The organism is Variovorax rhizosphaerae (assembly GCF_037889975.1).
GTDB lineage: Bacteria > Pseudomonadota > Gammaproteobacteria > Burkholderiales > Burkholderiaceae_C > Variovorax > Variovorax rhizosphaerae.
Genome location: NZ_JBBKZT010000016.1, coordinates 74,042 through 95,988 on the forward strand (window position 1 = coordinate 74,042; position 21,947 = coordinate 95,988).

The 21,947-nt window shown below is 67.3% G+C and carries 25 protein-coding genes; 12 read left to right on the top strand and 13 right to left on the bottom strand.

Annotated elements, in window-relative coordinates:
* The first annotated feature begins 55 nt into the window (after nt 1-55).
* Nucleotides 56-619 carry an NADPH-dependent FMN reductase gene (locus WKW82_RS28640; protein ID WP_340346034.1) on the top strand — a complete coding sequence of 188 codons (564 nt, stop codon included), beginning with the start codon at nt 56-58 and terminating at the stop codon, nt 617-619.
* Between the two features lie 67 nt (nt 620-686).
* Here WKW82_RS28640 and WKW82_RS28645 read toward each other — a convergent pair whose 3' ends face one another.
* Nucleotides 687-884 carry a DUF3606 domain-containing protein gene (locus WKW82_RS28645; protein WP_340346035.1) on the bottom strand — a complete coding sequence of 66 codons (198 nt, stop codon included), beginning with the start codon at nt 882-884 and terminating at the stop codon, nt 687-689.
* A gap of 33 nt (nt 885-917) precedes the next feature.
* On the opposite strand from WKW82_RS28645, the gene WKW82_RS28650 reads away from it, so the two are divergent.
* Nucleotides 918-1,847, top strand: coding sequence for a hypothetical protein (locus WKW82_RS28650; protein ID WP_340346036.1), 930 nt, complete (start codon nt 918-920; stop codon nt 1,845-1,847).
* 1,238 nt (nt 1,848-3,085) lie between these two features.
* Here WKW82_RS28650 and WKW82_RS28655 read toward each other — a convergent pair.
* Together WKW82_RS28655 and WKW82_RS28660 are read right to left on the bottom strand one after the other, a co-directional pair.
* Nucleotides 3,086-3,472 carry a hypothetical protein gene (locus tag WKW82_RS28655; RefSeq protein WP_340346037.1) on the bottom strand — a complete coding sequence of 129 codons (387 nt, stop codon included), beginning with the start codon at nt 3,470-3,472 and terminating at the stop codon, nt 3,086-3,088.
* 46 nt (nt 3,473-3,518) lie between these two features.
* Entirely contained in the window at nt 3,519-3,833 is a 315-nt protein-coding gene (locus WKW82_RS28660; RefSeq protein WP_340346039.1) for a hypothetical protein, read from the bottom strand.
* 195 nt (nt 3,834-4,028) lie between these two features.
* Here WKW82_RS28660 and WKW82_RS28665 point away from each other — a divergent pair, with 195 nt between their 5' ends.
* Genes WKW82_RS28665 through WKW82_RS28675 form a run of 3 tightly spaced genes read left to right on the top strand, consistent with a single transcriptional unit; the run spans nt 4,029 to nt 6,669 of the window.
* Nucleotides 4,029-4,910 carry a DUF6502 family protein gene (locus WKW82_RS28665; protein ID WP_340346040.1) on the top strand — a complete coding sequence of 294 codons (882 nt, stop codon included), beginning with the start codon at nt 4,029-4,031 and terminating at the stop codon, nt 4,908-4,910.
* Nucleotides 4,907-6,391 (top strand): DUF5666 domain-containing protein, encoded by a 1,485-nt coding sequence (locus WKW82_RS28670; RefSeq protein WP_340346041.1) that lies wholly within the window; start codon nt 4,907-4,909, stop codon nt 6,389-6,391. Before WKW82_RS28665 ends, WKW82_RS28670 begins: the two co-directional genes overlap by 4 nt.
* Nucleotides 6,388-6,669 carry a hypothetical protein gene (locus tag WKW82_RS28675; protein WP_340346042.1) on the top strand — a complete coding sequence of 94 codons (282 nt, stop codon included), beginning with the start codon at nt 6,388-6,390 and terminating at the stop codon, nt 6,667-6,669. The genes WKW82_RS28670 and WKW82_RS28675 overlap by 4 nt, the downstream gene beginning before the upstream one ends.
* Nucleotides 6,670-6,695: 26 nt before the next feature.
* Here the strand turns inward: WKW82_RS28675 and WKW82_RS28680 are convergent, their stop codons facing one another.
* The 8 genes from WKW82_RS28680 to WKW82_RS28715 all read right to left on the bottom strand — a co-directional run bounded on the left by WKW82_RS28680 (nt 6,696) and on the right by WKW82_RS28715 (nt 13,518).
* Nucleotides 6,696-7,388, bottom strand: coding sequence for an HAD-IA family hydrolase (locus WKW82_RS28680; protein WP_340346043.1), 693 nt, complete (start codon nt 7,386-7,388; stop codon nt 6,696-6,698).
* Nucleotides 7,388-8,272 (bottom strand): phosphoribulokinase, encoded by an 885-nt coding sequence (locus WKW82_RS28685; RefSeq protein ID WP_340346045.1) that lies wholly within the window; start codon nt 8,270-8,272, stop codon nt 7,388-7,390. The genes WKW82_RS28680 and WKW82_RS28685 overlap by 1 nt, the downstream gene beginning before the upstream one ends.
* A gap of 175 nt (nt 8,273-8,447) precedes the next feature.
* Nucleotides 8,448-9,521: a class 1 fructose-bisphosphatase gene (locus WKW82_RS28690; protein WP_340346047.1), complete on the bottom strand. Its 1,074-nt coding sequence runs from the start codon at nt 9,519-9,521 to the stop codon at nt 8,448-8,450.
* A gap of 15 nt (nt 9,522-9,536) precedes the next feature.
* Nucleotides 9,537-9,755, bottom strand: coding sequence for a hypothetical protein (locus WKW82_RS28695; RefSeq protein ID WP_340346048.1), 219 nt, complete (start codon nt 9,753-9,755; stop codon nt 9,537-9,539).
* Nucleotides 9,756-9,779: 24 nt separating this feature from the next.
* Nucleotides 9,780-10,511 (bottom strand): HAD-IA family hydrolase, encoded by a 732-nt coding sequence (locus WKW82_RS28700; protein WP_340346049.1) that lies wholly within the window; start codon nt 10,509-10,511, stop codon nt 9,780-9,782.
* Nucleotides 10,508-11,554, bottom strand: coding sequence for a CbbX protein (gene cbbX, locus WKW82_RS28705; protein WP_340346051.1), 1,047 nt, complete (start codon nt 11,552-11,554; stop codon nt 10,508-10,510). Before cbbX ends, WKW82_RS28700 begins: the two co-directional genes overlap by 4 nt.
* 25 nt (nt 11,555-11,579) lie before the next feature.
* Nucleotides 11,580-12,020 (bottom strand): ribulose bisphosphate carboxylase small subunit, encoded by a 441-nt coding sequence (locus WKW82_RS28710; RefSeq protein WP_340346052.1) that lies wholly within the window; start codon nt 12,018-12,020, stop codon nt 11,580-11,582.
* A 13-nt stretch (nt 12,021-12,033) separates the two neighbouring features.
* Complete coding sequence (locus WKW82_RS28715; protein WP_340346053.1) at nt 12,034-13,518, bottom strand: ribulose-bisphosphate carboxylase large subunit; 1,485 nt, start codon at nt 13,516-13,518, stop codon at nt 12,034-12,036.
* Nucleotides 13,519-13,624: 106 nt separating this feature from the next.
* Between WKW82_RS28715 and WKW82_RS28720 the strand changes: the two genes are divergently transcribed.
* Nucleotides 13,625-14,545, top strand: a complete 921-nt coding sequence (locus WKW82_RS28720; RefSeq protein ID WP_340346054.1) for a LysR family transcriptional regulator — start codon at nt 13,625-13,627, stop codon at nt 14,543-14,545.
* A gap of 55 nt (nt 14,546-14,600) precedes the next feature.
* Here the strand turns inward: WKW82_RS28720 and WKW82_RS28725 are convergent, their stop codons facing one another.
* A complete protein-coding gene (locus tag WKW82_RS28725) occupies nt 14,601-14,780 on the bottom strand; it encodes a DUF2933 domain-containing protein (protein ID WP_422823616.1) in 180 nt (59 codons plus the stop codon).
* A 910-nt stretch (nt 14,781-15,690) separates the two neighbouring features.
* The gene (locus WKW82_RS28730) at nt 15,691-16,134 is read right to left on the bottom strand and encodes a universal stress protein (protein ID WP_340346055.1); all 444 of its coding nucleotides are present in this window, start codon (nt 16,132-16,134) and stop codon (nt 15,691-15,693) included.
* A gap of 104 nt (nt 16,135-16,238) precedes the next feature.
* Here WKW82_RS28730 and WKW82_RS28735 point away from each other — a divergent pair, with 104 nt between their 5' ends.
* The 6 genes from WKW82_RS28735 (at nt 16,239) to ccoP (ending at nt 21,940) form a co-directional block, all read left to right on the top strand.
* On the top strand, nt 16,239-18,566 hold the full coding sequence (locus tag WKW82_RS28735; RefSeq protein WP_422823617.1) for a heavy metal translocating P-type ATPase: 2,328 nt from the start codon (nt 16,239-16,241) through the stop codon (nt 18,564-18,566).
* Nucleotides 18,566-18,703 (top strand): cbb3-type cytochrome oxidase assembly protein CcoS, encoded by a 138-nt coding sequence (ccoS, locus tag WKW82_RS28740; protein ID WP_340346058.1) that lies wholly within the window; start codon nt 18,566-18,568, stop codon nt 18,701-18,703. Before WKW82_RS28735 ends, ccoS begins: the two co-directional genes overlap by 1 nt.
* A gap of 67 nt (nt 18,704-18,770) precedes the next feature.
* Nucleotides 18,771-20,210 (top strand): cytochrome-c oxidase, cbb3-type subunit I, encoded by a 1,440-nt coding sequence (ccoN, locus tag WKW82_RS28745; RefSeq protein ID WP_340346059.1) that lies wholly within the window; start codon nt 18,771-18,773, stop codon nt 20,208-20,210.
* Between the two features lie 10 nt (nt 20,211-20,220).
* Nucleotides 20,221-20,850 (top strand): cytochrome-c oxidase, cbb3-type subunit II, encoded by a 630-nt coding sequence (gene ccoO / locus WKW82_RS28750; protein ID WP_340346061.1) that lies wholly within the window; start codon nt 20,221-20,223, stop codon nt 20,848-20,850.
* A gap of 13 nt (nt 20,851-20,863) precedes the next feature.
* Nucleotides 20,864-21,001 (top strand): cbb3-type cytochrome oxidase subunit 3, encoded by a 138-nt coding sequence (locus tag WKW82_RS28755; RefSeq protein ID WP_340346063.1) that lies wholly within the window; start codon nt 20,864-20,866, stop codon nt 20,999-21,001.
* Between the two features lie 12 nt (nt 21,002-21,013).
* Entirely contained in the window at nt 21,014-21,940 is a 927-nt protein-coding gene (gene ccoP / locus WKW82_RS28760; protein WP_340346064.1) for a cytochrome-c oxidase, cbb3-type subunit III, read from the top strand.
* Nucleotides 21,941-21,947 lie beyond the last annotated feature (7 nt).

Below are 21,947 nucleotides of genomic sequence, written 5' to 3' on the forward strand. Positions count from 1 at the left end.
CCGCCCGGCCGCACGACGGCGCTCGCACCGTCGTGCACAACACGGAGGTTTGCTGATGAGCAACTTGGACATCGTCGGCCTTTGCGGCAGCTTGCGCGCCGCGTCCCTCAACCGGATGCTGTTGAAGCTGGCGTCGGCGTCGATGCCGCAAGACATGCACATGGACATCGTCGAGTGGCGTGACCTGCCGCCCTTCGATGCCGACCTGCTGGCCGCGCAAGGCATGCCGGCTTCGGTGGTGGCGTTGCGGGAGCGTATCCGTCGCGCCGATGGCGTGGTCATCGCAACGCCCGAATACAACTACTCGATCCCCGGCATGTTGAAGAACGCCATCGACTGGATCAGCCGTGGCGAGGACCAGCCCTTCTCGAAGAAGCCCGTGGCCATCCTCAGCGCGACGCCGGGCCCACGTGGCGGCGCCAGGGTGCAGTACGACCTGCGCAAGGTGCTGCTCTACGTCAATGCGATGACGCTCGTGAAGCCCGAGGTGTTCATCGGCGACGCGGCCGCGAAGTTCGACGCAGCCGGCCTTTGCACGGACGAGGCCACGCGCAGGGTCGTCACAGGCCAGATGGATGCCTTCGCCAAGTGGATCGCAGCGGTGCAGCGGATGAATTGAGGCGGCGCGCACCCCCATCTTCCCGATTGACTGGCGCTCACGGCGTACGGGGCTCGCGTCGGGGTCGCTACGACGCGCGCTTGATCGCGTCCTTGGCTTGCTTCGCGATGTACTCGCGAACATCCTGCGCCACAGCGCCTGCCGCCTTGACCGCTGACCGCAACTGTTCCTCGGTGCAACCGTATTGGTCACTCCACGAGGCGACTTCCGAGGGATCCTCCAGGTCGATGCGTTGCGGGCCGGAACTTGTCGCTTGTTGTGCCATGCCGATGTCTCCGATCTTGTCTTTTGGAAGTAAGTGCGCAGGTGGCTGCATGGCGGGTGTCGTCGAGCAAGGCGCGTCGGAAAGCATCGCGCTGAGCAAAGACGGCGTTCATCGACCGCCACCCCCACCGCCTCCGGGGCCGCCTCCGCCGGGGCCGCCGCCCCCAGCACCACCGCCCCCAGGACCGCCGCCACCGCCGGGACCTCCGCCGCCGGCTCCGCCACCCCCGCCGCCGCCAGGACCGCCACCAGGACCGCCGCCAGCTCCGCCACCTGGGCCGCCACCAGCGCCACCACCAGCACCGCCGCCTGGGCCGCCGCCAGCGCCACCACCAGCACCGCCGCCTGGACCGCCGCCAGCGCCACCACCAGCACCGCCGCCCGGGCCGCCGCCAGCGCCACCACCAGCACCGCCGCCTGGGCCGCCGCCAGCGCCACCACCAGCACCGCCGCCTGGGCCGCCGCCAGCGCCACCACCAGCACCGCCGCCCGGGCCGCCGCCAGCGCCACCACCAGCACCGCCGCCTGGCCCGCCGCCAGCGCCACCACCAGCACCGCCACCAGCACCGCCACCAGCACCGCCACCCGGGCCGCCGCCAGCGCCACCACCAGCACCGCCGCCGCCTGGGCCGCCGCCAGCGCCACCACCAGCGCCACCACCAGCACCGCCACCAGCACCGCCACCAGCACCGCCACCTGGGCCGCCGCCAGCGCCGCCACCAGCACCGCCACCTGGGCCGCCGCCAGCGCCACCACCACCAGCACCAGCACCGCCGCCCGGGCCGCCGCCAGCGCCGCCACCAGCGCCGCCACCAGCACCCCCGGCACCCGCACCTGCACCTGCACCTGCACCTGCACCGCTACCGCTACCGCTACCGCTACCGCTACCGCTGCCGCTGCCGCTGCCGCTGCCGCCACTCGAGCCGGCGCCCCCGCCGGAGGGCGCTGCGCCACCAGCCCCTGAACCGGCGCTCGCCCCAGCCGAAGCAGCCGCGACACCTCCCACCCCAGCCGGACCCGAAGCACCGGCGACCGCCGCGGCTATCGCCGGGCCCATGCCGGCGACCGAACCAGCGCCATCACCCGCATTCACCCCGGCAGGACCGCTCGCAGTGACGCTTGCGGTGACCTTCGCTTTCCGCCCAGCCACGACCGCAGGGCTCGTTGCAGCCATCGATGAAACCGGCGCCTGGCTTGGGGCGGAGGGCGAGTCCACGCAGACCGCATCGCCGAACGGGTTCTGGCGATTGCACGGATTGAAGTTCGCCGCTGTCACCGGCGCAGCGCGCGGGGACTGCGCGGGCGCACGCAGCGGCACCGGCGGCACCGGCGGCACGGTGCCCGCCTGGACGTGTCCCGCGTCTGCGCGCCTGGTTTCAACGGGGCGACGTGACGGCGCTTCGATGGTCACGGGGAGGGCCTGGCGCCAAGGCGCCACCGTCGACGCCGCCGTGTTGGCGACACCGCGCCCGGCTTGCCGCCGCGCAGCTTCCCCGGATCGTGATGGCGGCGGCGCCTGCGTGTCCTGTGAAAGCGTCGCAACGTCCGGCGCCAATCCCCCGTTCTCCTCAGGTGCAACGGATGTCGTCTCGACCGCGTGCGGCGCTATGACGGTCACCTGGCTTTCCCCCGCGTCGGCCGCGGGCGCTGGTTGCTCCGCCTGCGAAATCGCCTGCGGCGGCGCAAGCGTCGCAGGCGTCGCAGGCGTCGCAGGCGCGTCGGCCGGTGTTGGCTCCTGCAAGGGCACCGTTGCGGAAGCCTGCGGAGCAGGCGCGTGGTCGTCGCTGCGCTGCCAGTGCGCTGCCACGAAGGCGCCGGCAGTCACCAGCACCGAAAGCGCCAAAAGACCTGCGAGGACATCCCTGCGAACGCGCAGTGGCCGCCACGCCTGGCGTATGGCCGTTGAAACTGCCGTGGGCGTCGTCGGGGCCGCGCGCGGCGCAGGCGCCGCCCTCGCCACGGCCTGCGTGACGATCGAGGCCGGGTCCCATGCGCGCAGCTCGGGGCGCGCCGGCCTTGGCGGGGCCTTTGCCATCCAGGGAGGCTCGGGGGCCTTGGGCAATGTCTCCGAGAACAGGGCTGCCGGCTCGGTAGACACGAAGGCATTCGCGGCAAAACGAAAGCCCGAGAACCGACCTGCGCAGCCACGGCAGTACCGCGCCCTGTCCCTGTTGGGCGTATGGCAGCCGTCGCAGTACTTGGTCATTTCCTTGGGCCGGTGGCGACCATGCCGCGTGCGAATTCAGGCTGCGCCGGCGCCGCGACCCAGGGCGATCGGGCCATCAGCGAGAGCGCGGCGCACAAGGCTGTCCACATCCGGTCTGCCTCGGCAAGCACGTTGCCGTAAAGCACGGTGTTGATCGCAGCGCTGCCAGGGCCAGGGCGCATCGTTGCGTGGAAGGCCGGCAGTTTGTGCGCGCAGCACTTGCAGGCACGTGCATGCACCGGGTTGATCGTGTTGCAGGCGTCGCAGGTCTCGGCCGAAGCACCGCCGATCCGCAGCCGCGCAAGATCCAGCAAGCTTCCAAACGCGACAGGAACCATTGTTTCGCCTGCATCAAGATCGAGGGACGTGGGTACCGGGTTCATGAGTCTCTCCTTGAACTGCAGTGGCGTTGTCGGCAAAGGGCGCGCTTCAGCGTCGGCGCGCAACGAGCGCCGGCCGTGTCGCGGCGAACCTTCGGGAAAGGCGCTGCTCCTGCACGGCCATCTGCGCAAACAACATGAGGTCGGCCTCCGAAGGCCCGTCCCCATCACCGGCCACCTGGTGGCGGAATGCGCAGGCGATGCGCGACTGCAACGCCGACCGCTCGCGTGTCGCGGCCGCCAAGGCTTCCCGCATCTCGACTTCGCGCGTGCGCAGGGCGCCGACGGCCGGCCTCGCGTCGAGGCCGGGCCGCTCCGCCGCACGCATCGGGCGCTCGGCATGTCTCAGGGAAGAAGGGGTCATGGCAGATGCTCCGAGGATTGCGAGGAGGCTGGTATGTGAAAAATTCACATTTGATACTTCCTTGTCTTATAGTGGCTAAATGTTTCTTGTCAGACAGCGACGGATATCGTTGTCCGCCTGGTAACCAGTGGTAAGTGACGACGAATGGCCGATCGAACAGTGGGATCAAAAAGCCTGGAACACCGCCGAAGACCGATGCCATCCCTTCGCGACAAGCTCGTGCGCAGCCGGGAAGGGCAGGTGGCCTGGGTCCTGGGTGCGTGCGAACGCGTGCTTCGTCCGCTGGTGAGGCTGGCCCTGGCCTTTGGCATCAAGCATGCGCACCTGGATGAACTGCTGCGCGACATCCTCGTGGACGAGGCGCGCCGCGCCTGGCTCGCGCAAGGACCGGCGCCGAACATCAGCCAGCTTTCCGTGACGACCGGCCTGAACCGCAAGGTCGTCACCAGCAAGGTGCGCGAGTGCGACAGCCTGCCGCAGACCGAAACCTCGGCCGAGGCCAAGACGCTGACCTTGTGGCTGCAGATGGTGGCCGTCGACCCGCGGCACCGGTCGTTGCCGATCGTCGACCAGGCAAGCGAGCAGTCCTTCGAGGCGCTGGCGCGGCGCGCGAGCCGCGGCAACCTTCACCACCGCGCGATCCTCGACGAACTGGTGCGCCTGAAGATGGCCACCGTGCACGACGGCCGTGCCGAGCTCGCGGCGGCCGGCTTCGTGCCGGCAAGCGACCTGCGCGGCATGCTGGCATTCCTCGGCGACAACTCGCGCGACCACCTGCTGGCGAGCGTGTCGAACACCCTTGGCGCCGCGCCTCCCTTGCTCGAACGCTCGGTGTTCGCCGCCGGCCTTTCGCTGGCCGATTGCGAGCGCATCCACCAGCTCGCGCGGGAGCGTTGGGACGGCATGCACCACGCGTTGACGCAGGAGATGCGGGAAGCCTATGAAGCCGCCGACGGAAAGGCCTCGGGCCGCATCCGGATCGGCATCTATACCTACTACGAGGACGCTGCCGCCGACGATGCTCCAGCGCCGATGGCCGTCGCATCCTCAAGACCGTCAGAACCAAACGCACCATGAATTTCCTGCTCCGACTTGGCCTGCTGTCGCTGTGGTTCGCCATGCTGCTCTCCTGCGGAGGGGGCGGCGGTGGCGGCGGTGGTGGCGTGTTCATCGGCACTGCAGGGATGGCAGGCAACGCCGCCACCCCGACGGCTGCTGGCACCCCGTCGGTTGCTGGCACCCCGACGGTTGCTGGCACCCCGACGGTTGCTGGCACCCCGACGGTTGCTGGCACCCCGACGGTTGCTGGCAACGCGTCCGTTACCGGTACCACGGCGACAACTGCCGAGGTGCCCTCTGCCGGTGCGCCCGCGAGTGATGGTGCGCAAGGCGTCGGCGGCCTCGGCGGCATTGCATCGAACGCCGAAGGCACCCCGACGGCGACCGCATCGACCGGCGACGATGGCTCGGGTGTCGGCTCCGGCGGCACCGGCGTGAGCACGGCGGACGCGACCGGCGTGGGTGCCGTCGACGGCGCCGGCAGCATCATCGTGAACGGACTGCGCTACGCGACAGATTCCGCGGTCGGCAACATCGAGGACGCACCGGCCGGCCTGCAACTCGGCATGACCGCGAAGGTCACCGGGCCGGTCAACGCGGACTTCACGAGCGGCATCGCACGCCGGGTCGAGTCGGCTGCGGACCTGCGCGGTCCGCTGGCATCGATCGACCTGAAGCAGGGCAGCTTCGTGGTCCTGGGCACCACCGTCACCACCGACGACGCCACGGTCTGGGCCGACGCGGCCGGTCTTGCGGCATTGGCGTCGGGCAAGACCGTGCAGGTCTGGGGATTGCCTGGGGCGCCTGGCGTGCTGCGCGCCACGCGTGTGGAACAGCGGGAAGCCTCCACACTGATCCTCACCGGCACGGTGCAGGGCCTCGACCTCGTGGCACGCAGCTTCAAGCTGGGCGGCCTGTTGATCGACTACAGCGCCGCAACGTTGACCGGCGCTCTCGACGGCCAGCCGCTGGCCGATGGCGCGCTGGTCCGCGTGCGAGCCAACAGCGCCGGCCCGAGCGGCCTGGCCGCGACGGTGGTGCAACGCTGGTACCCGGTGCCGATCGCCGACGGCACGACCGCCCAGCTCGCCGGCCTCGTCACGGGCTACGCGGGACTGGGGACCTTCAAGGTGCTCGGCAGACCCGTGGATGCGTCGTCGGCACAGATCACCGGTGGACCGGCCAGCGGCATCGGCAATGGCGTGAGAGTGGAAGTCGGCGGCGTCATGTCGAATGGCGTGCTGCGGGTCAGCAAGCTGAAGATCCGCCATGTGCCGGGGACAGGCGGACCGGCATCTTTCAACGTCATCGGAACCGTGGGGGCCTTCCGGTCGCCGGCCGATTTCCGCGTCCGCGGGCAGCCCGTGAACGCCAGCGGGCCAGACGTGGCGTTCCCCAACGGCTCGGCGGGCAAGCTCGGCAATGGCGTGAAGGTCAACATCCGTGGCGCCGAGGTGGTCAACGGTGTGTTGATCGCGACGGTGGTGGTGTTCGAATGAAGGACGACACGAGTGCCGTTCCGGCAAGCGACGAGGACTGGCCGAAGCTCCCTGACAACTGGCGCTGTTCGATCGAGATCGATGCGACCGGGGATGGCCAGTACGGCGGCACGCTGGAATTGAAGTGCGACGGCGTCCTGAAATGCCGGATGGCCATCACGCACATCGGTCGCACCAAGTCGGAGGCCTATCGCCGCGCCAAGGAACGCGCGGAACGATGGATGGCGGATTGGACGAGCCGGCACACGGGGGAAGACGAAACGGCGCGCCGCGCGTAGCGGCACGCCCCTCGGGTTGCCTGCGGTCAGGCTTCGGCGGCAAGCACCGAGAAATCCGCGATGACGCGATCCGGCCGGCACTGCTGGATCGGCGCGCCCATGTTGTAGCCATGGGGCAGCAGCCACACCTCGACGCCGGCATTGCGTGCGGTGGCGGCATCGATCGATGAATCGCCGACGAACAGGGCGCGCGTCTTCGGCACGTCGAACGCGTGCAGGCACGCGTGCACGCAAGCCGGATCGGGCTTCTTGGTGGGCAGGCTGTCGCCGCTGATCACGCGGTCGAAGCTGTCGCGCAGCTGGTGCACGCCGAGTACGGTGTCGGTGTAGCGGGCTTCCTTGTTGGTGATGACGGCGAGCTTCACGCCTTGGGTGCGAAGGAAGGCCAGGGCCTCGCGCACGCCGGGGTAGAGGCGGCTGCGCGTGCCGCAGCGCCGCTGGTAGTGCTTGTCGAAAGTGGCGGACGTGGAGGCCAGGCCCTTGCTGGCGCGCACCGCCTGTGCATCGGTCCCGGTCGCGCAGGCCAGCGCTGCGATCAGCAACTCGTGCGTGCCATGTCCGATCCAGCGCTCCACTTCGGCCAGGCTCGCCGCGGGCAGTCCGAGGCCATGCAAGGTGTCGTTCACCGCATCGCAGATCTCCGGTGCGGTCTCGACCAGGGTGCCGTCCAGGTCGAACATCACCAGGTCGTAGGGAAAGGCCATGTGCTCGCCGCGCATCAGATGGCACTCAGGGCGCGCTGGCGCCGTTCCATCATCCGCCAGATGAAGGGCGTGAATATCAGTTGCATCGCCAGTTCCATCTTGCCGCCGGGCACGACGATGGTGTTGGCGCGCGACATCCAGGAGTCGTGGATCATGCTGAGCAGGTACTGGAAGTCGATGCCCTTGGGCTGGGCGAAGCGGATCACCACCATGCTTTCGTCGGCCGTGGGGATGGTGCGGGTGGTGAAGGGGTTGGAGGTGTCGACGATCGGCACGCGCTGGAAGTTCACGTGCGTGTGGTTGAACTGCGGGCAGATGTAGTGCAGGTAGTCGGGCATGCGCCGCAGGATGGTGTCGGTCACGGCCTCGGTGCTGTAGCCGCGCATCGTCTTGTCGCGGAAGAGCTTCTGGATCCACTCGAGGTTGATGACCGGCACCACGCCGATCAGCAGGTCGGGGTGCTGCGCGACGTTGACCTCGGGCGTGACCACGGCGCCATGCAGGCCCTCGTAGAACAGCAGGTCGGTGCCCTCGGGCAGGTCTTCCCAGGGCGTGAATGTGCCGGGTTCCTGCGCATACGGTGCGGCCTCGTCGGCATCGTGCAGGTACTTGCGATGCCGGCCGACGCCCTTGGCCGCATAGGCGGCGAACAACGCTTCCAGCTCAGGGAAGAGATTGTTCTCCGCGCCGAAGTGGCTGAAGTTCATGTTGCCGGCGCTTTCCGCCTCGGCCTGGCGCAGCTTCATTTCCTTGCGGTCGTAACGATGGAAGCTGTCGCCTTCGATGATGGCGGCGTTGACGTTCTCGCGCCGGAAGACGTGCTGGAAGGTTCGCGTCACGGAGGTGGTTCCGGCGCCGGAGGAGCCGGTGATGGCGATGATGGGGTGGCGTTCGGACATGGGGTCCCTAAGCGGTTTGAGGTATCAGTTTTTCACCACGCCATGGCGCGACCCGCGACGCATGGAGCCAGGGAGCAATGCCTGTTCGTGGGCACCCACGGAACCGGCTTTGCCGGGCCGTTGGGTGCGCCCCCTTGAGGGGGTGCGCCGCAGGCGCTGCGGGGGTGGGTTCATTTCAAGCGCGGAACAGGCTGCGCTTGCCGAACAGGGGGCTTTCCAATTCCGCCCCGGCCGGTTCGCGGTGATAGCGCTCGATGCGCTCGACCTCGCTGCGCGATCCGAACACCAGGCCGATGCGCTGCTGCATCGATGTCGGCACCACGCCCAACAAGGGCTGGCGGCCCGTGCTCGCACGCCCTCCCGCCTGCTCCATGATGAAGCCGATCGGGTTGGCTTCATGCAGCAGGCGCAGCGGGCCCGCCTTCATCGGGTCGCGGGTGTCCCGCGGATACAGGAAGACGCCACCGCGCATGAGGATGCGGTGCGCCTCGGCCACCATGGACGCAATCCAGCGCATCGTGAAATCCTTGCCGCGCGCGCCGGTCTTGCCGGCCTGGCATTCGTCGACGTAGCGCTTGACCGGCGCCTCCCAGAAGCGGCTGTTGGAGGCGTTGATGGCAAATTCCTGCGACTCCGGCGGCACCTGGATGTCCGGATGCGTCAGCATGAACTCGCCCAGGTTGGGGTCGAGGGTGAACCCGGCCACGCCGTTGCCCACGGACAGCACCAGCATCGTGGTCGGGCCGTACAAGGCATAGCCCGCCGCGACCTGGGCCGCGCCCGGTTGCAGGAAGTCGGCCTCGGTCACGTCGCGTCCGCTGTCGATCACGTCCGGCGGCGCGCGCAGCACGCTGAAGACGCTTCCCACCGACACGTTCACCTCGATGTTGCTGGAGCCGCCGTCGAGCGGATCGAACACCAGCAGGTAGCGCCCGCGCGGGTGTTGCGCGGGGATCTGGTGTGGCTCGCTTGCACCTTCCGAGGCCATGCCCGCGCAGTGGCCGCCCCAGTCGTTCATGTGGGTGAAGACCTGGTTGCTGATGACGTTCACCGGCTTGCGGGATTCGAACTCGCCGCTGAGTTGGCTGGTCGCGTAGCCCAGTTCCCCGAAGGCGACCGCGCGCGCGATGGCCTTGCATGCCAGGGCGACGTCGAGGATCAGCGCATTGAAGTCGCCGCTCGCGTCCGGAAATCGCCGGCGTTGCTCGATGAGGTAGCGCGTGAGCGTGGCGCGTTGGGAGAGGGGCATGACAGGTCCTTCAACCTAGAAAAAGCAGTTGGATGTGCCCGAGTGCGCCGTGATCGGCGTGCCAGGCAAGGCGGGAGAACGCGGCGGGCTCATGCCCGCAAGGCCGAGCAACGCCGCATGGCGCGTCGAGCGCGGTGCAATCGGGTACATAGCGCTCTCACCACGGCGGCGAACGTGATCGAAGGCAGAAGTTTCAGCTTCCATGCGGCTTTTCCAAAGGTTGAGCGCGGTCAACTGCTTTTTCTAGGTTCATGGTTGCTATTGGGTCTGGGTCGCTGCGTGCCAGCCGCGGAGGTCCGCGACCGTCGTGCCCTGAAGGCTGGGCAGGATGCGCAACGCGCCGCTGAAGTCATGGTGGGCGGTGAACGGGTTCGGCGTGACCACCGTCGCCAGCCGTGCCGCGCGCGCGGCCTTGAGGCCGTTGGCCGAATCCTCGAAGGCCAGGCATTCGGCAGGCGGCAATTGCAGGCGTTGCAGGGTCTGCACGTAGACCTGCGGATGCGGCTTCTTGTGCGGGGCGGTCGTTGCATCCTCGATCACGTCGAAGAAGGAGGACCACGTCGGGCCCATCGCGGCGCGCAGCAGCGCAGCGATGTTGACCGGCGAAGTGGTGGTCGCGATGGCCAGGCGCAATCCGTCGCGGTGCGCCGACTCGATCAGCTTGAGCACGCCGGGGCGCAACTGCACGGCGCCATCGTGCACCCTGCGCTCGTAGCCGGCCGTCTTGTGGTCATGGATGTGCTGCACCGTGTCGGCGAGTGCGCCGGCGTTGATGGCCTTGATGTCGCCGCGCACTTCGCGCCAGTAGTGCGTGATGCGCTCCTTGCCGCCCGAGACTTCCAGCAAGCGTGTGTAGAGCGGCTCGTCCCAATGCCAATCGAGGCCTGCCTCGGCAAAGGCTTCGTTGAAGGCGGCGCGGTGCGCATGCTCCGTGTCGGCCAGGGTGCCGTCGACATCGAAGATCAGCGCGCGCAGGCGGGGAGAGGTCATGTCGTGGTTCCTTCGGTTTCTGACGTCGATGTGGCTCTGCCATCTCGACTGGATGATCCCCCTTGGGCGGCGGGCTGGGTGCAGTCCGGCCCGGGGGGCTCGGTAAACAGGCGGCTGGCCAGGATGTCGCTGGCGGCGATGGTGCTGAGCGCTTCCGCGGTCAGCGGGCTGTCGCGGTCGGCATACAGGCGGCTGGCCTGGCGCAGGCGTGCGCGGTCCAGCGCGTTGCGCACGCTGCGCGCGTTGGCGAAGTGCGGCTGGGCGATGCGCCGGTGCAGGTAGGCATCGAAGGCCTCGCGCGCGCCGTCGCCGAAGCGGTAATGCGCCGAGGCGAGTTGCAGGTCGGCGATCTGCAGCAGCTCCGAGCCGTCGTAGTCCGGAAAGTCCAGGTGATGCGCGATCCGTGAGCTCATGCCGGGGTTGGACTGGAAGAAGGTGTTCATCCGGTCCTTGTAGCCGGCGAGGATCACCACCAGGTCGTCGCGCTGGTTCTCCATCACCTGCAGCAGGATCTCGATCGCCTCCTGCCCGTAGTCGCGCTCGTTGTCGGGGCGGTAGAGGTAGTAGGCCTCGTCGATGAACAGCACGCCGCCCATCGCCTTCTTCAGCACCTCCTTGGTCTTGGGCGCGGTGTGGCCGATGTATTGGCCGACCAGATCATCGCGCGTCACGCTCACGACGTGGCCCTTGCGCACATACCCGAGGCTGTGGAGGATCTTCGCCATCCGCATCGCCACCGTGGTCTTGCCAGTGCCGGGGTTGCCGGTGAAGCACATGTGCAGCGAGGGCGCCTGCGCGGCCAGGCCGTGCTGTGCGCGCAGCTTGTCGATGACCAAGAGCGCGGCGATGTCGCGGATGCGGGTCTTCACTGGCACCAGGCCGATCAGGTCGTGCTCCAGTTCGTCCAGCACCGGCTCGACCTGGCTCTGCGCCAGCACGTCGGCGACCGAGCGTGCCGGCGCTGTCGGCTGTGCAGCCTCTTGCGGCTCGGCGGCTGCTGCTGCGGCCTGCGTGCCCGGTATGGCGTAGAGCGGTGCGGTCATGCGGCGCTTCCTTCAGGCAAGGGGTTCAGCCGCCGTAGCGCTTCGACTCGGGCTTGTCGGTGGCGTAGCTGTGCAACGTGTAGCGCATCGTCCGGCCGTTGGACTCCTGCCGCACCAGGCCGAAGCCGGGCTCGTCCGCGGGCCGGTTGACGATGAAGCTCATCGTGATGGTCTCGATGCCGCGGGTCGAGTCGAAGGCCATCATGCGGATGTAGTGGTTGGGGAAAGCCTTGCGGCAGGCCGTCAGTTCCATCATCACGCCGGCTGCGTCGTGCAGGTCGAACATCGGTGCGCCGTGCATCTCCCAGTAGGTGTTGCGGGGGTGCGGGTCGTCGGTGTACTCGACGCTCCAGGCGTAGCCGCGGTCGAGGCCGTACTGGATCTGCGCGGTGATCTCGGCATCGGTGAGGTCGGGCAGGAAGCTGAACTGGCCCTGGGTGATGCGGCCGGTGGGGTTGGTCATCATGGTGTGGGTCTCCTCAGGCCACCGAAGGCGTGGTGGCGTAATCGCTGGTGTCGGTGGGCGTGTAGTTGAAGGAGATCTCTCCCCAGGTGTCGAGCGCCTGCTTCAGCGGTGTGCAGAAGCGCGCGGCGGCCTGCAGGATCTCCGGGCCTTCGTTCTTGATGTCGCGACCTTCGTTGCGCGCCTTGACCATGCATTCCAGCGCCACGCGGTTGGCCACCGCACCGGCCTGGATGCCGCCCGGATGGCCGATGGTGCCGCCGCCGAACTGCAGCACCACGTCGTCACCGAACAGGTCGATCAGCTGGTGCATCTGGCCGGCATGGATGCCGCCGGAGGCCACGGGCATCACCTTCTTCAGGTCGGCCCAGTCCTGGTCGTAGAACAGGCCGCGCGGCAGGTCCTTCTTCGTGAAGCTGTCGCGGCACACGTTGTAGTAGCCCTGCACCGTCATCGGGTCGCCCTCCAGCTTGCCCACCGCCGTGCCAGTGTGCATGTGGTCCACGCCCGCACATCGCAGCCACTTGGCGATGACGCGGAAGCTCACGCCGTGGTTCTTCTGTCGCGTGTAGGTGCCGTGGCCGGCGCGGTGCAGGTGCAGGATCATGTCGTTGCGCCGGGCCCAGTTGCACATGCTCTGGATGGCCGACCAGCCGATCACCAGGTCGATCATGACGATGACCGAGCCCAGTTCCTTGGCGAACTCGGCACGCTCGTAGATGTCTTCCATCGTGGCGCCGGTGACGTTCAGGTAGCTGCCCTTGACCTCGCCGGTGGCGGCGCTGGCCTTGTTCACCGCGTCCATCACGTAGAGGTAGCGGTCGCGCCAGTGCATGAAGGGCTGCGAGTTGATGTTCTCGTCGTCCTTCATGAAGTCGAGGCCGCCCTTGAGCCCTTCGTACACCACGCGGCCGTAGTTGCGGCCGGACAGGCCCAGCTTGGGTTTGGTGGTGGCGCCGAGCAACGGGCGGCCGAACTTGTCGAGCCGCTCGCGCTCCACGATGAGCCCGGTCGGCGGCCCCTTGAAGGTCTTCACGTAGGCCACCGGAATGCGGATGTCTTCCAGCCGCGCGGCCTTGAGCGGCTTGAAGGAGAACACGTTGCCGATCAGGCTGGCCGTCATGTTGGCGATGGAGCCTTCCTCGAACAGGATGATGTCGTAGGCCACCCACGCGAAGTACTGGCCCGGAATGCCCGGCACCGGCTCGACCTGGTAGGCCTTGGCGCGGTAGCTGTCGCAGGCGGTGAGGCGGTCGGTCCAGACCACGGTCCAGGTGGCGGTGCTGGATTCGCCGGCCACGGCGGCTGCGGCCTCCACTGGGTCTACACCTTCCTGCGGCGTGATGCGGAACAGGCACAGCACGTCGGTGTCCTTCGGCACGTAGTCCGGCTCCCAGTAGCCCATCTGGCGGTACTTCAGGACACCGGCGCTGTAGCGCTTCTTTTCATTGGTGACCACGGTTGCGTCGGTGATCAGGCCTTCTTCATAGGGTTTGTTCAAGTGGGCCTCCAAGCCGGAAAGGTGAGTAGGAAAGACCACTGTATGAACGGGGCTTGCTAAGGTAAATTCACGATTCGTTTGTTGTTTGTTAAGGTTTTACTTAATCATGCACATCACCTTCCGCCAGCTCAGGGTCTTCGTCGAGGTTGCGAAACAGGGCAGCGTGCAGCGCGCAGCGGAAGCGTTGCACCTCACGCCGCCTGCGGTGTCGATGCAGATCAAGGAGGTGGAATCGCAGGTCGGCATGCCGCTGTTCGACCGCACCGGGCGGCGCCTGTCGCTCTCGACGACGGGCGAATACTTCCTTGTCTATGCGCGCCGGTTATTGGCCACCTTCAAGGAGGCCGAGGATGCGATGGCGCGCTTCAAGGGCGTCCAGTCGGGCATGCTGACCATCGGCATGGTGAGTTCCGCGAAGTACTTTTTGCCGCAGTTGCTCGCGCAGTTCCACACCGAACATCCCTCCGTCGACGTCCGGCTGCGCCTGGGCAACCGGGAGCAGTTGTCCGCGCTGATGGATGCCAATGAAGTCGACCTGTCTGTCATGGGTCGCGCGCCCCGGGAATGGCCCAACCGCGCCGAGCCCTTTGCGATGCATCCCCATGTGCTGGTGACCGCGCCCAGCCATCCCTTCGCCAGGGCAGAGGGCATACCGGCGGCTGCGCTGGTCCGTGAAGGCTTCATCGTGCGCGAACAGGGCTCGGGCACGCGCGCGGCGCTGGAGGAGTTCCTGTCGGCGCACCGGTTGCAGCCGATGTTCATCATGGAGTTGCCAAGCGACGAAGCCATCAAGCAGGTGGTGATGGCGGGGCTGGGGGTGAGCCTGGTGTCGCTGCACACCATCGGCCTGGAATGGCGCAACGGGCTGATCGCGGCACCGACCGTGGAGGGCCTGCCGCTGATGCGGCGTTGGCACCTGGTGAATGCCGCGGCCAAGATGCTGTCGCCGGCGGCCGAGGCCTTTCGCTACTTCATGCTGGAACGGGGCGAGGCGCACATGGCTGCGATGTTCGGGAATACGAACTAGCACACCAGGGGTGGCGGGTCGACCTACTGCACCCCGCGTGCGCAAGTGGCAACGTTCACAGATCGTCCTCCGATGGATACCGAGCTCGGTCGGGATTGGCACGGCAATGCCCGCGGTGCATGACCTCGCGTATCAAGGGACACGCCGCGAGGAGCAAGAGGGGAAGTACCCCGAACAGATCGGCCCGATGTTCGGCGTAGAGGAACAAGCCGCCGATAAGCATGCCGACGCTCATGGTGACTGCTCCACCTGATCTTCTGAACAGGGATCATCGTTCCTGGAGTTCATTTCAATTCTCCGGTGAAGGAGGGCAGCATGGCCATGGGCCGGCATCGCCCTCCGGTCCAGCAACGGTTGCATTCCCGAGGTGTTGAGATCGCGCCGTTGCAAAAAGAGGGAATGAATCAACGGCATGCGCCGCGCGCCTGGCAACGTGCTATCGATGGCTTGCCGTGGGTGGAAACGAGGCCGCGAGCAAGCTGCTCGCCCTCATGCGCTCTGACGCGCTGTCAACCATGCGGGGATGGACCCGCATCCCGCTGCGCCCGGCTGGGGACAGCGATCTTCAGGCGAGCACGGGTGGCGGTCGCATTGGCCCGTCAAGATAGGGCCACGGCCATGCACGCTCGTCGTGGCTCGCAGGACCCACGGCAGGCGGTGGACCAAAGTCGACGGCCATGCCGCACTGGATCGCGATGGCAGTCTGACACCCATCCATGCTCATGTGTTGGCTGGACTCCATTGAATGATCGCTTCCGATGGATCCATCGTCGTGATGGTGATGAGGCGTTCCCTGCCAGTGAAGCAGTGCGTGCTGTAGCTCGGACTGGATCCCGAAGGCGGCGGAAAGATTGGCGCTCGTGAATACGTGACCGACCAGGAAGACAAGCAACATCGTGACGACGACTGCGCGTCGACCGATGCCCGAGCACGTAGACATGGGTGAGCTCATCGACTTATCTTAGACCCGGCGAAGGACGATGAAAAGACTCACGGAAGTGTTTGCGGGGGCCGATCGAGAAGATCGTCCGGATCACCGGCGTCGCGAAAATGACCAAGTCATTCGCACTCCCGTTTGCGAAGCATTTCCGGCGCGGCGGCACGCGAAAACGCCATCTTTGCGCGGGGCAGGCCAAGGCGTTGATCTACCGGAGCACCAGCACCGGCAGTCCCGAATGCGTCAGCACATGCTGCGTCTCGCTGCCGAGCAGCAGGCGCTTGATGCCCTTGTGGCCGTGCGAGGCCATCACGATGAGGTCGCACTTGTGCTTCTTCGCTGCGGCGATGAGCGCGTCGGCCACGCTGTCGGAACTCGGCGCCGTAGTCTTGATCGATACACCCGCTGCCTTCGCCTGGGCGCTGACCGATTCCAGCTTGCCTTGGGCTTTTTCCGCCCATTGACCCTCGATGCGGGCGATGTCGTCCGGCGAGAAGGTCATGGCGCCTTCGATGTAACTCTTCGGATAGCGGGGCACGACGGTGACGGCCACCAGCTCGGCCTCGTTCTCGGCCGCGAGGGAGATGGCGCTGTTGACCGCCTTTCTTGAAAGTGTCGAGCCGTCGGTGGCGACGAGGATGCGCTTGAACATGATCGGATGCTCCTGGTGTTGATGAGGCGAGCGTAGGCCGCCCGCGTAGCGAGGCGTTGACGCAGATCAAGCCTCCGTCGCGCGGATGGGTCTAGCCTCGGGGCATGCAAGCTGCCATGCCTTCGCTCGCTCCGGCCGGACGCCATGGACCACCCGCCGAGCCGGCGCGCGGGATGGACGCGGTGCTGGACGATCCTGTCGAATGGTCGGCATTCAGCCGGCTGCTCAACGGCGATGCTGCCGTGGGGCGATGGGAGTCGCATGTGCTGGTCGAGGGCGTGCATTGCGCCGCCTGCGCATTCGCTGTCGAGGCGGCGCTGATGCGGGTCGTCGGCGTGGAAAGGGCGGAGGTGAATGCGGCGACCCGGCGCGCGCGGATCGATTGGTCGGCCGCGCGAGTCTTGCCTTCGGCCTGGTTCCAGGCTTGCGCATCGGCGGGCTTTCGGCTCGTGCCGGCGGGTGACACCTTCGTGCGCGAACGGCGGCTGCGCGAGGGGCGGCTCGCCCTGTGGCGATGGCTGGTGGCCGGCCTTTGCATGATGCAGGTGATGATGTACGCGTACCCCGCCTATGTGGCGCTGCCGGGGGACATGACTTCCGATGCGTCGCAACTGTTGCGCTGGGCGTCGTGGGTGCTGACCCTGCCTGTGCTGTTGTTCTCCTGCAAGCCCTTCTTTGCCGGCGCGCTTCGCGACCTGAAGGGATGGCGCATCGGCATGGAACTGCCCGTTGCGCTCGGCATCGTCATTACCTTCGCGGTGAGCAGCGCGGCCACCTTCGACCCTTCCGGTCCGTTGGGTGGCGAGGTGTATTTCGACTCGCTCACGATGTTCGTGTTCTTCCTGCTGACCGGCCGCTGGCTCGAGACGCGCCTGCGCGGCCGGACTGCCGGCGCGCTGGAGGCGCTGATGAACCGCCAGCCCGACAGCGCGGAGCGGCTCGCGAAGAACGGCGCCTTCGAGCGCGTGGCGGTGCGGCGCCTGTTGCGCGGCGACGTTGTGCGCGTGCGGCCCGGCGAGAGCTTTCCGGCCGACGGCGTGATCTGCCTTGGCAGCACCACGGCGGACGAGGCGCTGCTGACGGGCGAATCGCGCCCGGTCGTGCGCGACTGCGGCGCGCGCGTGCTGGCGGGCAGCCACAACCTGTCGTCGACGGTGCAGCTGCGTGTCGAATCGGTGGGGCAGGGGACGCGCTTTTCGCAGATCGTGGCGCTGATGGAAGGCGCTTCGCTGCACAAGCCCCGGCTCGCCTCGATGGCCGACCGCGCGGCGCGGCCGTTCCTGCTGTTCGTGCTGTGTGCGGCCGTGCTGGCCGCGGCCTTCTGGTGGCCGGTGGACCACGGCAAGGCGTTGATGGTCGCGGTGGCCGTGCTGATCGTCACCTGTCCTTGCGCGCTTTCGCTGGCCACGCCCGCGGCCATGCTGGCCAGCGCCGGGATGCTGGCCCGGCGCGGTGTGCTGGTGCGCAAGCTGCAGGGGCTGGAATCGCTGGCGTCTGTCGACACGGTGGTGTTCGACAAGACGGGCACGCTGACCCTGGACGCACCGGGCGTCGTGGACATCCATTGCCGGGTTGGCGTGCAGTCCGGCGAGGCGCTGGAGCGCGCCGCCGCGATCGCAGCGCAGTCGCTTCATCCGGCCTCGCGGGCCATCGTCGACGCATGGAAGGCGACGTCGCATCCCGCGTCTTCATGGCGGCTCGTGCAGGGCGTCGAGCACGTCGGCAGGGGCGTGGAGGCGCGATTGGTTGAACAGGGAATGGGCGATGCGAGCGCATGTCGAATGTTGCTGGGTTCGGCTGTGTTTTGCGGTGTCGCGCCGATCGCTGCCGATGCGCCGCAGGTTCACCTGAGCGATGCGCAGGGATGGCTGGCCACCTTCGTGCTGGACGAGAACGTGCGCGACGAGGCGGTGCCTGCGATCGCTGCGTTGCACGCGCAAGGGCTGTCGGTTCACCTGCTGTCCGGCGACCGCGCCGTTGCTGCGAGCGTCGTCGCAAAGCGGACGGGCATCCGCAGTGTGCAGGGTGATTGCACGCCCGAAGCCAAGCTGGCCTTCATGAAGGACCTGCAGGACAAGGGACGGGGCGTTGCCATGGTGGGCGATGGCCTGAACGACGGCCCGGTGCTGGCGCGCGCCGATGCGTCCTTCGCGCTCGGGAATGCCGTGCCGCTGGCCAAGGCGCAGGCGGACTTCATCGTCATGGGCGGGGACCTCGGCGCGATCCCTGCGGCCCTCGCACAGGCAAGACGCACGATGCGCGTGGTGCGGCAGAACCTGTGGTGGGCCGCGGGCTACAACGCGCTGTGCGTGCCGCTGGCGGCGGCCGGCATGCTGCCCGCGTGGCTGGCCGGCCTGGGCATGGCCGCGAGTTCGCTCGTGGTCGTGCTCAATGCCGCACGCCTGGCGAGGCACGGCGAAGGAGGGCCTTGATGGACATCCTGTTCCTGCTCATCCCGCTCTCGGTCGTGCTGGTGCTGCTGATCCTCGTGGGCCTCTGGTGGGCCGTGGACCGTGGCCAGTTCGAGGACGTCGAGGCCGAAGGCCAGCGCATTCTGCGCAACGATTGATCTTTATCAAGTGGTTGCCCCGGCGGTCCCCGGACACTGCCGCATCCCATCGAAGAAGAGGCTCGCGATGCAATCTCCAAACCCACCTGCCGCGGTCTACAGCGATACCGTGGTGACGCAATTCGCCCTGATGTCCGTGGTGTGGGGCGTCGTCGGCATGCTGGTCGGCGTGGTCATCGCCGCGCAACTGGCATGGCCGGAACTCAACCTCGGCATCCCGTGGCTCAGCTATGGGCGTCTGCGGCCGCTGCACACCAACGCGGTGATCTTCGCCTTCGGCGGCTGCGCGCTGATGGCGACGAGCTTTCATGTGGTGCAGCGCACCTGCCAGGTCCGGCTCTTCGCGCCGAAGCTGGCGTCCTTCGTGTTCTGGGGCTGGCAGGCGGTGATCGTTGCCGCGGCCATCAGCCTGCCGATGGGCTTCACGCGCGGCAAGGAATACGCGGAGCTGGAATGGCCGATCACGATCCTCATCGCCGTGGTGTGGGTGGCCTATGCCATCGTGTTCTTCGGCACCATCGGCATGCGCAAGGTCCGCCACATCTACGTGGCGAACTGGTTCTACGGCGCCTTCATCATCGCGGTGGCGCTGCTGCACATCGTCAACGGCATGACGATGCCGGCAACCTGGATGAAGAGCTACTCGATGTATGCCGGCGTGCAGGACGCGATGGTGCAGTGGTGGTACGGCCACAATGCGGTGGGCTTCTTCCTCACGGCGGGCTTCCTCGGGATGATGTACTACTACATCCCCAAGCAGGCCGACCGGCCGGTGTATTCGTACCGCCTGTCGATCGTGCACTTCTGGGCGCTGATCTTCACCTACATGTGGGCGGGTCCGCACCACCTGCACTACACCGCCTTGCCCGACTGGACGCAGTCCCTCGGCATGGTGTTCTCGCTGATCCTGCTGGCGCCGAGCTGGGGCGGCATGATCAACGGCGTCATGACGCTCTCGGGCGCCTGGGACAAGCTGCGCACCGACCCGATCCTGCGCTTCCTCATCGTGGCGCTGTCCTTCTACGGCATCGCCACCTTCGAGGGGCCGATGATGTCGATCAAGTCCGTCAATGCGCTCAGCCACTACACCGACTGGGGCATCGCCCACGTGCACGGCGGCGCGCTCGGCTGGGTCGGCTTCATCTCGATGGGCGCGCTGTACTACCTGATCCCGCGCATGTACGGTCGCACCGAGATGTACAGCGTGAAGGCGATCGAGGCACATTTCTGGATCGCCACCATCGGCGTGGTGCTCTACATCGCCGCCATGTGGATCGCCGGTGTCATGCAGGGGATGATGTGGCGCTCCATCAATGCCGACGGCACGCTGACCTATACCTTCGTGGAGGGCGTGAAGGCGACCTTCCCGTTCTACGTGGTGCGCCTGCTCGGCGGCCTGCTGTACCTCGGCGGCATGCTGGTCATGGCCTGGAACGTCTGGATGACGGCCATCACGGGCATCTCCGCCCGCGCGCAGATCCCGCCGCTCGCACCGGCCCACGCCTGAGGCAAACGACATGTCATCCAACCCGAACCAAGCCGCTGGTTTCACCCATGAGAAGGTCGAGACCAACAACCTCCTGATGATCGTGCTGATCCTGCTGGTCGTCGCCATCGGCGGCGCGGTGGAGATCGTGCCGCTGTTCTTCCAGAAGTCGACCACCGAGCCGATCCAGGGGCTCAAGCCGTACACGGCGCTGCAACTGGCGGGACGCGACGTCTACCTGCGCGAGGGCTGCTACGGCTGCCACTCGCAGATGATCCGCCCGTTCCGCTCGGAGACGCTGCGCTACGGGCACTACTCGGTGGCCGGTGAGTTCGTCTACGACCATCCCTTCCAGTGGGGCAGCAAGCGCACCGGGCCCGACCTGCACCGTGTCGGCGGCAAGTACAGCGACGAGTGGCACCGCATCCACCTGAACGATCCGCGCGACCTGGTGCCCGAGTCGAACATGCCGGCCTACCCCTGGCTGGAGAAGAACCTGGTCGATGCGGGGTCGCTGCCCGCGCACATGCGCGCCCTGCGCCGGGTTGGCGTGCCTTACACCGATGCGGAGATCGCCGCGGCCGCGAAGGAGGTCGAAGGCAAGACCGAGATGGATGCGACCGTCGCCTACCTGCAATCCCTGGGCCTTGCGCTCAAGTGAAGGAGCAAGAAACGTGGACCTCACAACACTGCGCATCATGGCCACCGTCGCCTGCTTCCTCGTCTTCCTCGGCATCCTGGCCTGGGCCTTTTCGCGCCGCAACACAGAGCGTTTCGAAGAGGCCGCACGGCTGCCCTTCGAGCAGGACTGAAGGGGGCATGCCATGAGCGACTTCATCAACAACTTCTGGGCCAACTACGTCGCGGCGGCCTCCGTGGTGAGCATCCTGGCCTGCGCACTGCTGCTGTGGCTGACCGCGCGCAAGCGTGTGGTGTCCAGCGAAGACAACACCACCGGCCACGTGTGGGACGTGGACCTGCGCGAGGCCAACAACCCGCTGCCGCTGTGGTGGGTGGGCCTGTTCGTCATCACCATCATCTTCGGCCTCGCCTACCTCGCGTTCTATCCGGGGCTGGGCGCCTACGACGGCAAGTTCGGCTGGAGCGCTTCCGGGCAATACCAGGCCGAGGTCGCGCAGGCCGACAAGGAACTGGCGCCGGTCTATGCGGCCTACACCGCCATGCCGGTGGAAGCGATTGCCGGGGATGCCAGGGCCATGGCCATCGGCGAGCGCATCTTCATGAACAACTGCGCGCTGTGCCACGGTTCCGATGCGCGCGGCAGCAAGGGCTTCCCGAACCTCACCGACACCGACTGGCTGTACGGCGGCACGCCCGACAAGATCATCGAGACCGTCACCAAGGGCCGCATCGGCGTGATGCCGCCCATGGCCGCGGCGGTGGGCGGGGCGGACGACGTGCGCAACCTGGCGCAGTACGTGCTGAGCCTGTCGGGCAATTCCACCGATTCGGTGCGCGCCGCGCTCGGCAAGTCCAAGTTCACGGCCTGCGCCGCGTGCCACGGCATCGGCGGCGTCGGCAACCAGGCGCTCGGCGCGCCGGCGTTGAACGACAACATCTGGCTCCATGGCTTTGGCCAGGAAGCGATCATCGCGATCATCAACGGCGGCAAGCACAACGTGATGCCGGCCCAGGAAGGTCGGCTGACCGAGGCGCAGATCAAGGTGGTCGCGTCCTATGTGTGGGGCCTGTCGAACAAGGCGCAGCCTGCCCCCAAGGCAGTGCCCTGACCCGGGC

Bases quoted from the DNA above. Each gene is read 5' to 3' on its own strand.
- ccoO (WP_340346061.1), top strand. From the start codon at position 20,221: ATGTCATCCAACCCGAACCAAGCCGCTGGTTTCACCCATGAGAAGGTC.
- WKW82_RS28640 (WP_340346034.1), top strand. From the start codon at position 56: ATGAGCAACTTGGACATCGTCGGCCTTTGCGGCAGCTTGCGCGCCGCG.
- WKW82_RS28680 (WP_340346043.1), bottom strand. From the start codon at position 7,388: ATGCGCGGCGAGCACATGGCCTTTCCCTACGACCTGGTGATGTTCGAC.
- WKW82_RS28735 (WP_422823617.1), top strand. From the start codon at position 16,239: ATGCAAGCTGCCATGCCTTCGCTCGCTCCGGCCGGACGCCATGGACCA.
- WKW82_RS28700 (WP_340346049.1), bottom strand. From the start codon at position 10,511: ATGACCTCTCCCCGCCTGCGCGCGCTGATCTTCGATGTCGACGGCACC.
- WKW82_RS28725 (WP_422823616.1), bottom strand. From the start codon at position 14,780: ATGAGCGTCGGCATGCTTATCGGCGGCTTGTTCCTCTACGCCGAACAT.
- cbbX (WP_340346051.1), bottom strand. From the start codon at position 11,554: ATGACCGCACCGCTCTACGCCATACCGGGCACGCAGGCCGCAGCAGCA.
- WKW82_RS28660 (WP_340346039.1), bottom strand. From the start codon at position 3,833: ATGACCCCTTCTTCCCTGAGACATGCCGAGCGCCCGATGCGTGCGGCG.
- WKW82_RS28720 (WP_340346054.1), top strand. From the start codon at position 13,625: ATGCACATCACCTTCCGCCAGCTCAGGGTCTTCGTCGAGGTTGCGAAA.
- WKW82_RS28710 (WP_340346052.1), bottom strand. From the start codon at position 12,020: ATGATGACCAACCCCACCGGCCGCATCACCCAGGGCCAGTTCAGCTTC.
- WKW82_RS28670 (WP_340346041.1), top strand. From the start codon at position 4,907: ATGAATTTCCTGCTCCGACTTGGCCTGCTGTCGCTGTGGTTCGCCATG.
- ccoP (WP_340346064.1), top strand. From the start codon at position 21,014: ATGAGCGACTTCATCAACAACTTCTGGGCCAACTACGTCGCGGCGGCC.
- WKW82_RS28655 (WP_340346037.1), bottom strand. From the start codon at position 3,472: ATGAACCCGGTACCCACGTCCCTCGATCTTGATGCAGGCGAAACAATG.
- WKW82_RS28675 (WP_340346042.1), top strand. From the start codon at position 6,388: ATGAAGGACGACACGAGTGCCGTTCCGGCAAGCGACGAGGACTGGCCG.
- ccoN (WP_340346059.1), top strand. From the start codon at position 18,771: ATGCAATCTCCAAACCCACCTGCCGCGGTCTACAGCGATACCGTGGTG.
- ccoS (WP_340346058.1), top strand. From the start codon at position 18,566: ATGGACATCCTGTTCCTGCTCATCCCGCTCTCGGTCGTGCTGGTGCTG.
- WKW82_RS28685 (WP_340346045.1), bottom strand. From the start codon at position 8,272: ATGTCCGAACGCCACCCCATCATCGCCATCACCGGCTCCTCCGGCGCC.
- WKW82_RS28645 (WP_340346035.1), bottom strand. From the start codon at position 884: ATGGCACAACAAGCGACAAGTTCCGGCCCGCAACGCATCGACCTGGAG.
- WKW82_RS28690 (WP_340346047.1), bottom strand. From the start codon at position 9,521: ATGCCCCTCTCCCAACGCGCCACGCTCACGCGCTACCTCATCGAGCAA.
- WKW82_RS28730 (WP_340346055.1), bottom strand. From the start codon at position 16,134: ATGTTCAAGCGCATCCTCGTCGCCACCGACGGCTCGACACTTTCAAGA.
- WKW82_RS28665 (WP_340346040.1), top strand. From the start codon at position 4,029: ATGCCATCCCTTCGCGACAAGCTCGTGCGCAGCCGGGAAGGGCAGGTG.